This is a genomic window from Limimaricola sp. (assembly GCF_016125575.1).
GTDB lineage: Bacteria > Pseudomonadota > Alphaproteobacteria > Rhodobacterales > Rhodobacteraceae > WGLM01.
Genome location: NZ_WGLM01000004.1, coordinates 715,025 through 729,138, shown reverse-complemented (window position 1 = coordinate 729,138; position 14,114 = coordinate 715,025). Strand labels below are relative to the sequence as shown.

General features: G+C 66.8%; 17 protein-coding genes. 7 read left to right on the top strand and 10 right to left on the bottom strand.

The features are described 5' to 3' along the window. Window position 1 precedes the first annotated feature (1 nt). Window positions 2–2,341, top strand: a complete 2,340-nt coding sequence (locus tag GC146_RS10570) for an aldehyde dehydrogenase family protein (RefSeq protein ID WP_291837924.1) — start codon at window positions 2–4, stop codon at window positions 2,339–2,341. A 75-nt stretch (window positions 2,342–2,416) separates the two neighbouring features. Here the strand turns inward: GC146_RS10570 and GC146_RS10565 are convergent, their stop codons facing one another. Genes GC146_RS10565 through GC146_RS10555 form a run of 3 tightly spaced genes read right to left on the bottom strand, consistent with a single transcriptional unit; the run spans window position 2,417 to window position 3,733 of the window. Next, the gene (locus tag GC146_RS10565) at window positions 2,417–3,085 is read right to left on the bottom strand and encodes a DUF1523 family protein (protein WP_291837921.1); all 669 of its coding nucleotides are present in this window, start codon (window positions 3,083–3,085) and stop codon (window positions 2,417–2,419) included. A 9-nt stretch (window positions 3,086–3,094) separates the two neighbouring features. Beyond that, window positions 3,095–3,370: a hypothetical protein gene (locus GC146_RS10560; protein ID WP_291837918.1), complete on the bottom strand. Its 276-nt coding sequence runs from the start codon at window positions 3,368–3,370 to the stop codon at window positions 3,095–3,097. A gap of 9 nt (window positions 3,371–3,379) precedes the next feature. After that, a complete protein-coding gene (locus GC146_RS10555; protein ID WP_291837914.1) occupies window positions 3,380–3,733 on the bottom strand; it encodes a hypothetical protein in 354 nt (117 codons plus the stop codon). A 124-nt stretch (window positions 3,734–3,857) separates the two neighbouring features. Between GC146_RS10555 and GC146_RS10550 the strand changes: the two genes are divergently transcribed. After that, window positions 3,858–4,202 carry a cupin domain-containing protein gene (locus GC146_RS10550; protein WP_291837911.1) on the top strand — a complete coding sequence of 115 codons (345 nt, stop codon included), beginning with the start codon at window positions 3,858–3,860 and terminating at the stop codon, window positions 4,200–4,202. On the opposite strand, the gene GC146_RS10545 is transcribed toward GC146_RS10550, so the two are convergent. Beyond that, window positions 4,199–5,038, bottom strand: coding sequence for a L,D-transpeptidase (locus GC146_RS10545; protein WP_291837908.1), 840 nt, complete (start codon window positions 5,036–5,038; stop codon window positions 4,199–4,201). The two genes, GC146_RS10550 and GC146_RS10545, sit on opposite strands and share 4 nt — an antisense overlap. Window positions 5,039–5,232: 194 nt before the next feature. Continuing rightward, window positions 5,233–6,006, bottom strand: a complete 774-nt coding sequence (locus tag GC146_RS10540; RefSeq protein WP_291837906.1) for an alpha/beta hydrolase — start codon at window positions 6,004–6,006, stop codon at window positions 5,233–5,235. A gap of 97 nt (window positions 6,007–6,103) precedes the next feature. Here GC146_RS10540 and GC146_RS10535 point away from each other — a divergent pair, with 97 nt between their 5' ends. Beyond that, entirely contained in the window at window positions 6,104–7,582 is a 1,479-nt protein-coding gene (locus GC146_RS10535) for an NAD-dependent succinate-semialdehyde dehydrogenase (protein WP_291837903.1), read from the top strand. Window positions 7,583–7,608: 26 nt separating this feature from the next. Beyond that, window positions 7,609–8,823: an MFS transporter gene (locus tag GC146_RS10530; RefSeq protein WP_291837900.1), complete on the top strand. Its 1,215-nt coding sequence runs from the start codon at window positions 7,609–7,611 to the stop codon at window positions 8,821–8,823. A gap of 22 nt (window positions 8,824–8,845) precedes the next feature. Here the strand turns inward: GC146_RS10530 and GC146_RS10525 are convergent, their stop codons facing one another. From GC146_RS10525 to GC146_RS10510, 4 genes are all read right to left on the bottom strand, one after another. Continuing rightward, the gene (locus GC146_RS10525) at window positions 8,846–9,325 is read right to left on the bottom strand and encodes a VOC family protein (RefSeq protein ID WP_291837897.1); all 480 of its coding nucleotides are present in this window, start codon (window positions 9,323–9,325) and stop codon (window positions 8,846–8,848) included. A gap of 88 nt (window positions 9,326–9,413) precedes the next feature. Further along, window positions 9,414–10,034, bottom strand: coding sequence for a methyltransferase domain-containing protein (locus GC146_RS10520; RefSeq protein ID WP_291837895.1), 621 nt, complete (start codon window positions 10,032–10,034; stop codon window positions 9,414–9,416). Then, a complete protein-coding gene (locus GC146_RS10515) occupies window positions 10,031–10,801 on the bottom strand; it encodes a TIM barrel protein (protein WP_291837892.1) in 771 nt (256 codons plus the stop codon). The genes GC146_RS10520 and GC146_RS10515 overlap by 4 nt, the downstream gene beginning before the upstream one ends. A gap of 2 nt (window positions 10,802–10,803) precedes the next feature. Then, entirely contained in the window at window positions 10,804–11,493 is a 690-nt protein-coding gene (locus tag GC146_RS10510; RefSeq protein ID WP_291837889.1) for an SDR family NAD(P)-dependent oxidoreductase, read from the bottom strand. A gap of 184 nt (window positions 11,494–11,677) precedes the next feature. Between GC146_RS10510 and GC146_RS10505 the strand changes: the two genes are divergently transcribed. Then, window positions 11,678–12,421 (top strand): EamA family transporter, encoded by a 744-nt coding sequence (locus GC146_RS10505; RefSeq protein ID WP_291837886.1) that lies wholly within the window; start codon window positions 11,678–11,680, stop codon window positions 12,419–12,421. 24 nt (window positions 12,422–12,445) lie between these two features. Then, on the top strand, window positions 12,446–12,586 hold the full coding sequence (locus GC146_RS10500) for a hypothetical protein (RefSeq protein ID WP_291837882.1): 141 nt from the start codon (window positions 12,446–12,448) through the stop codon (window positions 12,584–12,586). On the opposite strand, the gene GC146_RS10495 is transcribed toward GC146_RS10500, so the two are convergent. Then, window positions 12,583–13,161 carry a DUF1285 domain-containing protein gene (locus tag GC146_RS10495; protein ID WP_291837879.1) on the bottom strand — a complete coding sequence of 193 codons (579 nt, stop codon included), beginning with the start codon at window positions 13,159–13,161 and terminating at the stop codon, window positions 12,583–12,585. The two genes, GC146_RS10500 and GC146_RS10495, sit on opposite strands and share 4 nt — an antisense overlap. Before the next feature lie 124 nt (window positions 13,162–13,285). On the opposite strand from GC146_RS10495, the gene GC146_RS10490 reads away from it, so the two are divergent. After that, a complete protein-coding gene (locus GC146_RS10490) occupies window positions 13,286–14,035 on the top strand; it encodes a gamma-glutamylcyclotransferase (RefSeq protein ID WP_291837876.1) in 750 nt (249 codons plus the stop codon). Window positions 14,036–14,114: the final 79 nt, after the last annotated feature.

Sequence of the window (14,114 nt, the reverse complement as noted above, 5' to 3'; positions counted from 1 at the left end):
CATGACCGTCAAGGAAATCTTCACCAGCATGGACTATGGCCCAGCCCCCGAAAGCGCGGCCGAGGCGCTGGCCTGGCTTGTCGACATGGGCGACCGGTTCGGTCATTTCATCGACGGCGCCTTCACCCCGCCGGGCGAGACCTTCGACAGCCGCAATCCGGCGACGGGCGAGGTGTTGGCGCAGGTGACGCAAGCCACGCAGGCCGATGTCGACGCCGCCGTCGCCGCCGCCCGCCGCGCCCAGCCGAAATGGCAGGCGCTGGGCGGCCATGGCCGGGCCCGCATCCTCTACGCCATCGCGCGGCTGATGCAGAAGCAGTCGCGCCTTTTCGCGGTCCTCGAAAGCCTCGACAACGGCAAGCCGATCCGTGAAAGCCGCGACATCGACGTGCCGCTGGCCCAGCGGCATTTCTACTATCACGCTGGCATGGCCCAGTTGATGGAGGTAGAACTGCCCGACCGGCAGGCACTGGGCGTCTGCGGCCAGATCGTGCCGTGGAACTTTCCGCTGCTGATGCTCGCGTGGAAGATCGCCCCGGCGCTGGCGATGGGCAACACCGTGGTGCTGAAGCCTGCCGAATACACCTCGCTGACGGCGCTGCTGTTTGCCGATATCTGCCGCCAGTCCGGCGTGCCCAAGGGCGTGGTCAATATCGTCACCGGCGATGGCCGCGTGGGCGAGATGATCGTCAACGCGCCGGTCGACAAGATCGCCTTCACCGGCTCCACCGCCGTGGGCCGCCGCATCCGCGAGGCGACGGCGGGCAGCGGCAAGGCGCTGACGCTGGAGCTGGGGGGCAAGTCGCCCTACATCGTCTTCGACGACGCCGACATCGATTCAGCCGTCGAAGGGCTGGTGGATGCGATCTGGTTCAACCAGGGGCAGGTCTGCTGCGCCGGCTCGCGCCTGCTGGTGCAGGAAGGCATCGCCGAGCGTTTCCACGCCAAGCTGCGCGCCCGGATGGACGGGTTGCGCATCGGCGACCCGCTGGACAAGTGCATCGACGTGGGTGCCATCGTCGATCCGAAACAACTCGCCCGGATCACCGCGCTGGTCGATGGCAATAAAGAGGGCGAGGTTTACCGCGCCGCCACGCCGGTGCCGCAGGGCTGCTTCTACCCGCCCACGCTGATCACCGGCCTCTCCACCGCCTCGCCCCTCATGCAGGAGGAAATCTTCGGCCCGGTGCTGGTCTCCACCACCTTCCGTACCCCCGCCGAGGCGGTCGAGATCGCCAACAACACGCGCTATGGCCTCGCCGCCTCGGTCTGGAGCGAGAACATCAACCTCGCCCTCGACATCGCGCCGAAGCTTGCCGCGGGCGTGGTCTGGGTGAACGGGACCAACATGTTCGACGCCGCGGCCGGGTTCGGCGGCGTGCGCGAAAGCGGCTTTGGCCGCGAGGGCGGCTGGGAAGGGCTGACCGCCTATACCCGGCCCCGCGGCGCGGCGAAGGCACTGAAACCCGTCGCGCCCTTCGAGGGCAACGGCGCGCCCGCCGACCCGCTCGACCGCACGGCCAAGCTTTACATCGGCGGCAAGCAGGCCCGCCCTGACGGCGGCTATTCCCGCCCCGTCCACGGCCCCCGCGGCGCGCTGCTGGGCCATGTCAGCCTGGCCAACCGCAAGGACGTGCGCAACGCGGTCGAGGCCGCCAACGCCGCCCGCGGCTGGGGCCGGACCACCGGCCACCTGCGCGGCCAGATCCTCTATTACATGGCCGAAAACCTGTCGGCCCGTGCGCCCGAATTCGCCGCGCGCCTTGACGCGATGACCGGCAACCGCAAGGGCAAGGCCGAGGTCGAGGCCAGCATCCGGCGCCTCTTCACCTATGCCGCCTGGGCCGACAAGTATGACGGCGCGGTCCACAACGTGCCGATCCGGGGCGTGGCACTGGCCATGCACGAGCCCGTCGGCACCGTCGCAGCCCTCTGCCCCGACGAGGCACCGCTTCTGGGGTTCGTCAGCGTCATGGCGCCGCTGATGGCGATGGGCAACCGCGCCGTGCTGGTCGCCTCCGAACCCTTCCCGCTGGCCGCCACCGATCTCATCCAGGTGCTGGAAACCTCCGACGTGCCCGCCGGCGTGGTCAACATCCTGACCGGCAGCCATGCCGAACTGGCGCCCACGCTCGCCCGCCACCTCGACATCGACGCGGTCTGGTCGTTTTCCTCGACCGATCTCTCGGGCACCATCGAGAAGGCCGCGGCCGGCAACCTCAAGCGTGCCTGGGTCAACCACGCCCGCGCGCGCGACTGGTCCGGCCCCGCGGGCGAAGGGCGCCCCTTCCTCGAGGCCGCGACCGAGGTCAAAAACATCTGGATCCCCTACGGCGAATAGGCAATCGCGGCTTCTTCTGGCCGCAAATACTCTGGGGGTGAATTGGCCGTCAGGCCAAGAGGGGGCAGCGCGCCCTCACTTGCCCCCGAACCAGCGCCGCAGGCGCCCGCGCCGTTCAGCCACGCCGGCGCTCACCTCGTCCATCCGGTTGCCGATCTCCTCAACCGCGGGTTCGATCATCCGTTCGCGAAACTGGAACCAGGCCCGCCGCAGGAACAGCACGGCGATCAGCAGGAAGGTCAGGAAGAAGATGTTGAACCACGGGATGATCGTGATGTTCGGATCGTCGATCGGCCGGATCGCGATTGCGTTGGGGTAGATCGAGAAGAACCGGTTGCGCCAGCCGTAATGGGTGATCACCACCCATTTCGGCGGATCGCTCTGGCTGACATTCGCATCCGCCTGCGCCTGCAGGTCGGAACTGTCAAACTTGAAATAGGGCGGCCAGATCCAGCCGGTATCCTCGTTGCGGTAGACCATCACGCTGGTCTTGTCGCGCGGGATGAAGCCCAGCAGGAACGTGTCCTTCTTCTCGGTATTGATCAAGCGCAGGCTGCGCGTGGCGCTGTTGGGGTTCCCAGCATCGACCTGCGAATAGAACATGCCGTTGAAGCGGCCCACCGTCGTGGGAATGATCGAGGTGCCGGTGATCCGCGCGATGTCGTGCTGCGGCAGGACGTAGTCCAGCACGAGGAAGGTCGCCAGAAACAGCAGGCTGCGGAAGACCATTCTGAAATAACGCATGACTGCCCCTCAATTGGCGTTGGTCAGGTAGATGATGACCGCGACCGCGATCACGGGGATGACATAGACCAGCACGATCAGCTTGCGCCGGAATCCGCGATGATAGGCCGCCATGCCCGCCTCGATATAGGCGCGACGATCGGCGGCGTCAGCCCCCTCGGGCGGATGCGCGTCCCAATGCTTTTCCAGCTTCTCTCGCCTGACCGAGCGGGAATAGGTGGCAATCAGCAGGTAAATCGCGCTCAACCCCAAGAAGCCGAAGACGATGAGGTAGACCAGCCCCATCGCCCGCCCCTACCACGTTACCTTGGTCCAAGTCTTGGGCAGGCCCGCGACCGACAGCAGCATGATCGGCCCCCAGAACAGGACCGAGAGCAGCCCAAGGTGCAGAAAATGCCGGGTACCGGGCCAAAGGCCGTCAGCGAAAAGCGCCGCCAGCGGGACCCCGCGCATCAGGTAGAGCAAAAGGAACGCCCCGGACGAGAGCATCATCAGGATCAGCGCCGCCAGAAGGCCCAGCGCGATCAGCGGCCGCACCCCCTCGGGCATCACCAGTGCCAGCAGGCGCGGCACAATCCAGCCCAATGCGACGATGCAGATCACCGGCAGGATCAGGCCACTGGCAAAGGCATGGGCAAATCCGGACATCCGTCCCCTCTTTCGCCGCTTCGTCACCCGATCCTAGCGCAGGCCGGCCCGCGGCCCAACCGCTTTGCGCCCCTGTGCGCGCTGGCCTAGGATACGTTCATCTGCACGTCCCCAAGGAGCCCCCATGTCCGCGCGTTTCCTGCCTCTTCTGCCCGAGGGCATCACCCCCGAAATCGCCCGCCCCGCACCCGAGAAGCTGATCGAGGGCGATCCCGTTTTCACCACCTGGAATGTCGAGGAACATGACGGGGTATTCGCGGGCATATGGCAGGCGACCCCCGGAACCTGGGCGATCGCCTACGACGAATGGGAATATTGCCGCATCCTGTCGGGCGTCTCGGTCATCACCGAGGAGGGCGAGCCGGCGCGCCGGGTCGGTCCCGGCGACGCCTTTGTGATCCGCCCCGGCTTTCGTGGAACGTGGCAGGTGGTCGAAACCACCACCAAGGATTACGTCATCCGGCTCTAGCCGTTGGCGCCGGCGCTGCTGCCGGTTCCGTCCGCGGGCGTGGTGCCGTCCTCATAGATCTTGTGGTCGGCCGCGACGGCCTCGGGGCCCAGCAGTTCCTCGGGCGGGATGATCGTCGGCGGCAGTTCGACACCGCGCGGCGAATAGTCGGGCCCTTCAAGCCGTAGCGAATCCTCTTCCGAGCGAATCACCACCTTGGTGCCGATCTTCACCCTGTCGTAGAGGTCGATGACATCCTGGTTGAACAGCCGGATGCAGCCGGCCGAGCCGGAATTGCCGATCGACTGCAGGTCATTGGTGCCGTGGATGCGGTAATAAGTGTCGCGTCCACCGCGGTAGAGGTAAAGCGCACGCGCCCCCAACGGGCTGCGAAGACCGCCGGGAATACCGCCACGGTAAGCACCGTAAACCTCGGGCTCGGTGCGCAGCATGTTCGCGGTGGGCTGCCAGCCGGGCCATTCTTCCTTGCGCCCGATCGTGGCCGTGCCACGCAGGGATTTGCCCTCGCGGCCAACGGCAATGGGATAGCGCATCGCCGTGCCGTCATCGTTCACGTAGTAAAGGAACTTGGCATAGGGATCGATTTCGATCGTGTTGGCCGGCACATCACCGGTATAGCGCACCAGAAGGCGGCGGTTTGGCTCGACGAGGTAGCGCGCCGGGATCGCGGGCAGTTCGTAACCGTTGTCGATCATCGGCCCGTAGCCCGGCACGATGACCGGCGCCGGCGGCGTTGGCGGTGCCGGCGGTGGCGCGGGCGCACAAGCAGCAGCGGCCGCAAGCAGAAGGGCAGATACGAAGGCCCGCATCATGCGCGGCAGGATCAGGTCGGACATTGGCAGCTTTCTTCGTTCAACAATCCGACATTCCATAGCATCCTGTGAGAAATGCGCAAATTCACAGATCGGCGCGCGGCTGGCCAGTGCTGATCCGTGGCACGGACGGCACAGAAGCCCAGGGATGATGGTTTGGGCTCCGGCAGACCCGTGTGACGTCCACGCGGACCGGAACAAACAAATCCCCGCGGCCCCTAATCCAGCAGCGCGCCGGTCAGTGGCGACGTACCGCTTTCCATCCCGTCGATGACGTCGAAATGATGGCGCCCCGGATCAATCACGGCCTTGCAGCCCCATGCCGCGGCAAGGCTTCGCGTCTGGTCCAGAAAAACCGGCCGCTCCTCCGCACCGACCCAAAGCGTGACAGGCACTTTGGCATGCGGCAACAACGCCGGGCTTTCGGCCGCGGCCTCGGCAGCGTCGATGTGCAGATCGGCATTCATCGCGGTCTGCATCAACGGGCGCAAGTCGCCCAAGGCAGAGATCGGCACCACCTGCGCGACCCGCGCGCGCCAGTCGGGCGCGATATCGGCACAGGCCATCCGCGCCACAAGGTGCCCACCCGCGGAATGCCCCGCCAGCCGGATCGGGCCCTCGACCATGCCGGCCGCCGCGCCGATGGCGGACGCGACCTGCCGTGTTATCTCGGAAATGCGCACGGCGGGGCAATGGTCATAGGACGGCACCGCCACCGACCAGCCGCGTTCAAGCGGCCCGGCGGCAAGGTGCGACCAGAGCGACTTGTCCCCTTCCAGCCAATAGCCGCCATGCACGAAAACGACGAGACCGGCGGCACGGCCTGCGGGCCGGAACAGGTCGAACCGGTGCCGCGGGCCGGGGCCGTAGGGCAGGTCCAGCGCCCCCCCGGCCCTTGCCCGGAACGCCTTGGCGGAAGCCTGCCAGCGCGCGGGATAGCTGTCGCCGCCGGGAATGTAGGCGCCATTGGCATAGGCGTCGGTCAGGTCCATCATCGGTTCCATCGTCTTGCGGCGCCTGCGGGACAAGGGGTCTGGACGCGGCGCGGTCCGCATGATTTCACTGCCGCCAACCCCAAGGGAGGATACCATGCTCGACCATGTCACCAACATCAAGTCGCTCCTGAAGAACCCCGACCTGGTCTGCGACAAGGCCTTCGTCGGCGGCGAATGGAAGGCCGCGGCCAGCGGCAAGACCTTTGCCGTCACCAACCCCGCCCGCGGCGACGTGATCGCCGAGGTGGCCGACCTGTCGCGCGAGGAAATCGCCGAAGCGATCGACGCCGCCCATGCCGCGCAGAAACCCTGGGCCGCGCTGACCGGCAAGGCCCGCGCGCAGATCTTGCGCAAGTGGTTCGACCTGATCATGGCCAACCAGGAAGACCTGGCCATCATCATGACCGCCGAACAGGGCAAGCCGCTGACCGAATCGCGGGGCGAGGTCGCCTATGGCGCCTCCTTCGTCGAATGGTTCGGCGAAGAGGCCAAGCGCATCTATGGCGAGACCATCCCCGGCCACATGCCCGACAAGCGCATCACCGTCATCAAGCAGCCCATCGGCGTGGCGGCGGGCATCACGCCGTGGAACTTCCCCAATGCGATGATCACCCGCAAGGCCGCGCCGGCGCTGGCGGCGGGCTGTTCCTTCGTGCTGCGTCCCGCCTCGCTCACGCCGCTCTCGGCGCTGGCGCTGGCGAAACTGGCCGAGGAGGCGGGCCTGCCCAAGGGCGTGCTGTCGATCGTCACCTCCACGAAATCCTCCGACGTGGGCCGCGAGTTCTGCGAGAACCCCAAGGTCCGCAAGCTGACCTTCACCGGTTCCACCGAGGTGGGCCGCATCCTGCTGAAACAGGCCGCCGACCAGGTGATGAAATGCTCGATGGAGCTGGGCGGCAACGCGCCCTTCATCGTCTTCGACGACGCCGATCTGGACGAGGCAGTGATCGGCGCCATCGCCTGCAAGTTCCGCAACAACGGCCAGACCTGCGTCTGCGCCAACCGCATCTACGTGCAGCGCGGCGTCTATGATGCCTTCGCGACCAAGCTGAAGGCCGCGGTCGAGGCGTTGCGCGTGGGCGACGGCCTGGAGCAGGGCACGGCGCTAGGCCCGCTGATCGACGCCGCCGCGGTCGAGAAGGTGCGCGAGCATCTGGCCGACGCGCTGGCCAAGGGCGCCAACGTGCTGACCGGCGGCGCAGAGCACGCGTTGGGCGGCCAGTTCTTCCAGCCCACCATCGTCACCAACGCCACCCCCGACATGATGGTCGCCAAGGACGAAACCTTCGGCCCCTTCGCGCCCTTGTTCATGTTCGAGGACGAGGATGACGTGATCGCGCAGGCCAACGACACGATCTTCGGCCTCGCGTCCTATTTCTACGCCAAGGACATCAGCCGCGTGACCAAGGTGGCCGAGGCGCTGGAATACGGCATCGTCGGCGTCAACACCGGCATCATCTCGACCGAGGTCGCCCCCTTCGGCGGCGTCAAGCAATCCGGCCTCGGCCGCGAAGGCAGCCACCACGGCATCGAGGATTACCTCGAGATGAAATACATCTGCACCAGCGTCTGACAGGACATACCGATGCGGCGGCGACGATGAGTGTTCCGGCCTCGACGCCGCAGCCAGTCACCCGGCTGACGCCGGAGCGGCGCACCACGCTGTTTTACGCGACGCTTTTCACCACCGCGGGCGCGGCCAATTCCTATGGTGGGATATGGTTCGCCCATATGGGGCTCAGTGCCGCGCAGATCAGTGTTGTCAACGCCTTGCCGGTGTTCTGCCTGCTGGTGCTCAATCTTGCCGTCGGCCGTCTGGCCGACCGCGCCACGGACTGGCGGCAGGTCATTGCGCTGGCAATGGGGGTGGCCGGCCTCTTGCCGTTGGGCTTGTTCTTTGTGAACGGGTTCTGGGGCATCGCCCTGTTCTGGACGCTGGCCGCCGTGACGCTGTCCACGGCGATTCCGGTGGTTGATGCGGCGGCGATGCGGATGTGCGCGCGGCACGGCAGCGACTTTGGCGCGATGCGGGCCTGGGGCACGATCGGCTATCTGGTGGTGATCGTCGGGAGTGGCTACCTGCTGGCCGCCCTCGGCCCCGGGGCTTACCTGCCGCTCTTCTGCGGCCTTGCCCTGTTGCGCGCGGGAATCGCGCAGGCCCTGCCCCGCTTCCGCGCGCCCGCCGGAACCGAGGTCGTCGTACCGGGTGCCACGCAGCTGCGACAGCTGATGCGGCCCTGGTTCGTGCTGCCGCTGGCGGGCTTTGCCATCGTCAACGGCTCGCACACCATCCTGAACGCCTTTCAGGGGCTGCTATGGGCGCAGCAGGGCATTCCTGTTCCGGTGATCGGCCTGCTGATCGCGCTGGGCGGCGCGTCAGAGGCGCTGATGTTCTTCCTCTTCCGCCGTTTGTTGGTCCGATGGACGCCGCGGGTTCTGCTGACGGTCTCTGGGGTCATCACGGTCTTGCGTTGGGCAGCAATGGGGCTGGCGCCCGGCGTGCCAGTGCTGATCGGACTGCAGGCGCTGCATGGCGTCACCTATGGCCTTGGCTTTATGGCCAGCGTGCACTTCATCAATGCCCGCACCTCGGAAGATATCTCGGCGCAGGGTCAAAGCTTTTCGGTGATGCTGCAACTGGCGATGTCGGTGCTGGCGCTGCTGGGCTTCGGCGGCGTGGTCGACCGTCTGGGGGCGCAGGCCTATTTCGTGTCGGCGGGGTTCGCGATGCTGGCAGTCGTGCTTTTCCTGTTCGCCCTCAGAACCGATCCGCCCAAGGCATCTGCGGTGATAACGCCTGCGCCGCCGCCCTAGGCGCGATCATCGGCCAGATCCGTCAACCCCGCCGCGCGGCCTCGATCGTGGCAATGTCGATCTTTCGCATTTCCATCATCGCGGCGAAGGCACGCGCGGCCTCGTCACCGCCGGCGGCCAAGGCATCGGTCAGAGCGCGTGGGGTGATCTGCCATGACAGGCCCCAGCGGTCCTTGCACCAGCCACAGGCGCTTTCCTGCCCGCCATTGCCGACGATCGCGTCCCAATACCGGTCGGTTTCCTCCTGTGTGTCGGTCGCGACCTGAAAGGAAAACGCCTCGGTCTGGGCAAAGGCCGGCCCACCGTTCAATCCCATGCAGGGGATACCGATCACCGTGAAATGCACGGTCAGCACATCGCCCTTTTGCCCGTCGGGATAGTCGCCCGGTGCATGGCGAACGGCATCAACGGAACTGTCGGGAAAGGTTGCGGCGTAAAACCGGGCGGCGGCCTCGGCATCCTTGTCGAACCACAGGCAAATCGTGTTCTTGGGGGTCGTCATTGCTTGTCCTTTCGGGTGGGCCGGTCGCCAGAGCTTAGCACAAGCTTTGCGGCCCCCGAACCGGCAACATGCAGGTCAGTGCCGGTCATCAGGCCGGCTTGCGCCAGACCATGCCGATCAGAAAGGCCATCCCCTCGTGGCCCGCGCCCTCGCGCAGCGTGCGCTCCTCGATGGCCATGCGCAGCACCTCGTAATCTGCAAAGGCACCGCGCAGCATCTCCTCGGTATAGAGGTTCTCCAACTTGCGCGGCCCACCGCTGGACCGTTCCAGTTGCCGGGTCGTGTAGCCTTGAATCACCAGAACGCCGCCGGGCTTCAGCGCGCGGCGCATCCCGGCCCATTTCAGCGCCCGCTCGTCGGGGCTGCTGAACTGGGTAAAGATCTCGACCACGACGTCGAAGGCGGCGGTGGGATAGTCCCATTCATGGGCATCGCCTTGCACGAGGGTCAGCCTGACCCCGCGCTTTTCAGCCAGTGCTCGCGCCCGCTCCTGAGCAACTGGCGAGAAATCGACCGAGACGACATCGAGGCCATGCTCGGCAAGGAAAACGCCGTTGCGTCCCTCGCCATCGGCCACGGCAAGGGCCCGGCCGGAGGTGGGCAGAAGGTTGACCACCGAAGCGAGAAAATGATTGGGCGCCTCGCCGAAAAGATAGCCCTCGGAGGCCGCGTAACGCGCACTCCAATAGTCGTGATCGCTTGCACTCATCCTGCCTGATCCTGCTTTTGTCGCAGCCAGTGCAGACCGTCCTCGGTCCGCCCGGCGGGGGTGTATTCGCCGCTGACCCAACCGCGATATCCGGCTGCGCGCAAGGCAGCAAAGAAGGCGGGATGGTCAATTTCGCCGCCAACAGGCTCGTTCCTGCCGGGAAAGCCACCGATCTGCACATGCGCCACACGCGGTGCCACGCGGGCCCATGTTGCCAGCACATCGCCGGTGATCCTGTGGGCGTGGTAAGTGTCGAACTGCAGGTGCAGGTTGGGTGCCGCCACGGCATCGAGCACGTCACAGGCCAAGTCGTAGTCGGACAGGAAATACCCCGGCATGTCGACGCGGTTGATCGGCTCGATCGTGAGCGACTGGTGCGGTGCATGGGATGCCGCCCAGCGCAAATTGGCGATGAAGGTGTCACGGGCCGCCACGCTCTCGGCCGCGCCCGCCATGACATGCAGGTGCCGCGCGCCCAGCGCCTTGGCATAGCGTGCGGCGCGGCGGAAATCGTGGCGGAACCGCTCTTCGCCGCCCGGAACGGCGGCAAAGCCGCGCGCGCCGCCGGTATAATTGGGCGGCGGGCAGTTGATGAGCGCCAGCGTCAGCTCGTTCTGCGCCAGACGGTCAAGGATGTCGGAGGCCACGTCATCGTAGGGAAAGAGGATTTCGACGGTATCAAACCCCGCCGCACGGGCCGCCGCGAAGCGTTCCAGCAGCGGCCGCTCGGTGAAGAGCATGGTCAGGTTGGCACAGAACCGCGGCATCGTCAGAACTTTTCCACCCAGGGGCGCAGTTCAAGCTCGGACGACCAGGCCGAGCGATCCTGCCGGACAAGACCAAGATAGGCCCGCGCGATCGCGTCGGGATCCAGCATCGAATCCGGGCTGGCCTCGGTCCTGCCGGGATTGCGGATGGCGCCATCGATATTGACCCACGCCGCGTGGACGCCCTGCGGATGCAGCTCGCGCGCCATGGATTGCGCCAATCCGCGCTGCGCGAACTTGCCCATCGCGAAACTGGCCGATTGCGGGAAACCTTTCACCCCGGCCGAAGCGCCGGTGAAGAGGATCGTGCCGCGGCAGCCCGCCTCGGGGTCTTGCGCCAGCATCCGCCGCGCCGCGGCCTGCCCGGTCACGAAGGCGCCGAAGGCCGTGACATCGACCGCGCGCCTGACATCGGCGGGGTCAAGATCGGGTAGCGGGCCACGCACGCGGGCCGAGGCGTTGTAGACGGCGATGCGCAGCGGGCCGGGCAGCGCATCGACGATCCTGCCAATGGCGCTTGCATCAGTGGCATCAGCGGCCTGCAGTGTCGCACCGGTTTCGTCGCGCAGGGCACCCAGCTTGGCCGTGTCGCGCGCCACCAGCGTCACATCATAGCCCTCGGCAGAAAGCAGCCGCGCAAGCGAAGCAGACAGGCCCGGCCCCGTGCCCACGATCAATGCAGCCCCTGCCATGGATCACCCCTGTCCTGCCGTCTTAACGCTAACTTGGGCGCGCGGGCGACAGTGGTCAACCATGCTCGCCCGCCGACATGGCCAAGGTCGGAAACGGGCAAGACCGCGGCGGGCTCGCCCCTAATCTCGCGATGCGTCCGGTTCCGCGGATGCCGCCGCCGTACAAAGGCACAGACCCCGCCACATGGCCCAAAGCCCCGATCCCGCACCGCCGCTACCCGGCGCGCCGCCGGTGATGACCGGAAACCTGATGGCCGTCGGCTCGATGGTCGTCTGGGCGGCAGGCTTTCCCGCCGCCGAGCGGCTCTTGGCAACGTGGAACCCGCTTGCGCTGGTCAGCGCGCGCTTCCTCGTGGCGATCCTGATCCTTGTGCCAGCATGGCTGGCGCTGGACGGGGTGCAAGCGTTGCGCACCGCACGATGGGGCCATGGCACGCTGGTCGGCAGCCTCGCCTTTGGCGCGGGGGCCTACCTGCTGATCCTTGCACAATGGCTGACCGACCCGGTGACGGTGGCGATCATCGCCGCGGCCAGCCCCATCGCCGCAACGCTTGTCGAGATGGTCTATGAGCGTCGCCGGCTTCGCCCGGCCTTCATCGTTGGCCTTCTGGCTTCGCTGGTGGGGGGTGTGGTGGCCACGGGCGGCGGCGGCAGCCCGCATTTCGGCGCAGGCGCTGCGCTGGCGGTGGTGTCGTCCGTGCTCTTTGCATGGGGCAGCTACCTGACCGTGCGCGACTTTCCAGACCTTTCGGTCATCGGGCGCACGACCATCACGCTGTCAGGCGGGCTGCTAGCCACGGGCACGACCTACCTTGCCGCCTATGCGCTGGGCATCGTGCCCGCGCCCGCGCACCCGTTCGATCCGACGGGTCTGGGCCTGCTGGTGATCTACGGCGTCGGTGGCATGGCGCTGTCGCAGTTTCTGTGAATCGCCGCGGTGGGTCGGCTGGGCGTGGCTGTCGCCGCGTTTCACATCAACATCGCGCCCTTCTACGTGATGATGATCCTGCTGGCGCTGGGCGGCGTCTGGAACTGGCCGCAAGCCATCGGCGCGGCCATCGTGGCGCTGGGTGTGGTGCTGGCGCAGCGTTAGTCCGGCAGATCGGCCGCCGGGATGATCGGGAAGAACACGGCCTGCGAGCGGACGCCGAACCAGTCCGCCCCGTCATGCGGCGCAACCTCGCCGAGATCGACCAGCCGGTAGAACGACTTGCGGTCGATCAGCGCTTCAAGGTTGCGACGGATCAGGATATAGGGGCTGGGCTCGCCCGTGGCGGGGTCACGGACGACGCGGATCGGGTGATCGGGCCCGGCGATGACGCGGTCCTCCACATTCGTCACGAATTCAAGGCCCTCACCCACGGGGTTGAAATCCACCGCGACGAAGGGCGCGTCATCGACGGTGATCCCCACCTTCTCGACCGGGGTGACAAGGAAATAGGCATCATCGTCCTTGCGGATGATGCCCGAGAACAGCTTGACCAGTTCCTTCCGCCCGATCGGCGTGCCGAGGTAGAACCACGTGCCATCCCGCGCGATGCGCATGTCGATGTCGCCACAGAAGGGCGGGTTCCACAGGTGCACCGGCGGCGGCCCCTTGCGGGCGGCGCTGCGCGCGGCGCGGGCCAACCCCTCGGCATCGGGCGGGCTGTCGGGTCTGTCGGTCATGCGCGTTTCCCTGCTTGCCGTAGCGTGCCGGGCGATCATAGCACGGGGCGGGCGGCAGGCCAGATCGGGCTGGCCACGCGGACCGGGCACGGCTAGCCTGGTCCACCTGACCCGGAGGCGCCTGTTGGACAATCCCTTTGCCCACCACCCCGAACTAGCCGGGCTGATCGCCGATCCGCTGACTTCGTCTTTTCGCACCCTGACCACCGAAAGGGTGAAGGAGCAGATCGCCCGCCTTGGCGGCAGCACGGACTGGTTCCATTCCGACGCCCACCGCGAGGGGCTGCGGCGCGCCACGCTGGCCACCCTGCCGCCGGGCGACCTGTGGGTCTTTGCCTATGGCAGCCTGATGTGGGATCCGGGTATCCGTTTCGCCGAGGTGCGGCGCGCGCGCCTGTCCCGTCATGCCCGCCGGTTCATTCTTTATGATGCCAATGGCGGGCGCGGCACCGCCGAGGCGCCCGGCGTGATGGCCGCACTTGATACCTGCCCGCCCGACGATCCGGGCTGCGAGGGGCTCGCCTTCCGCCTGCCTGCCGCGTGGATCGAGGCGGAAACCCGCATCCTGTGGCAGCGCGAGATCATCGGCCCGGCCTACCTTGCGCGGATGGTTCCGGCGCAAATCGGCGGTACAATGACCAGCGTGCTGGCCTTCGTGGCAGACCATGACGCGCCGATGATCCGGCCCGACCTGCCGCACGGGGAACAGGTGCGGTGCCTCGCCACCGGCGCGGGCTTTCTCGGCAGCAGTTACGACTACCTCGCGCGGCTGGCCGAACAATTCGACGCGCTCGGCATCGAAGACCCGCATATCCGCGCCCTGCTGAAGGAGGTCCAGGACCTTCGTGCGGCCATGGGGGCAGAGACCGCATAGGGCTGAACGGCGCCAGATCGGGCAGGGGCGGGCCGGCACGTTCACATTCCCTTGCGAGAGTTTGTTTTTGCCATTGGGT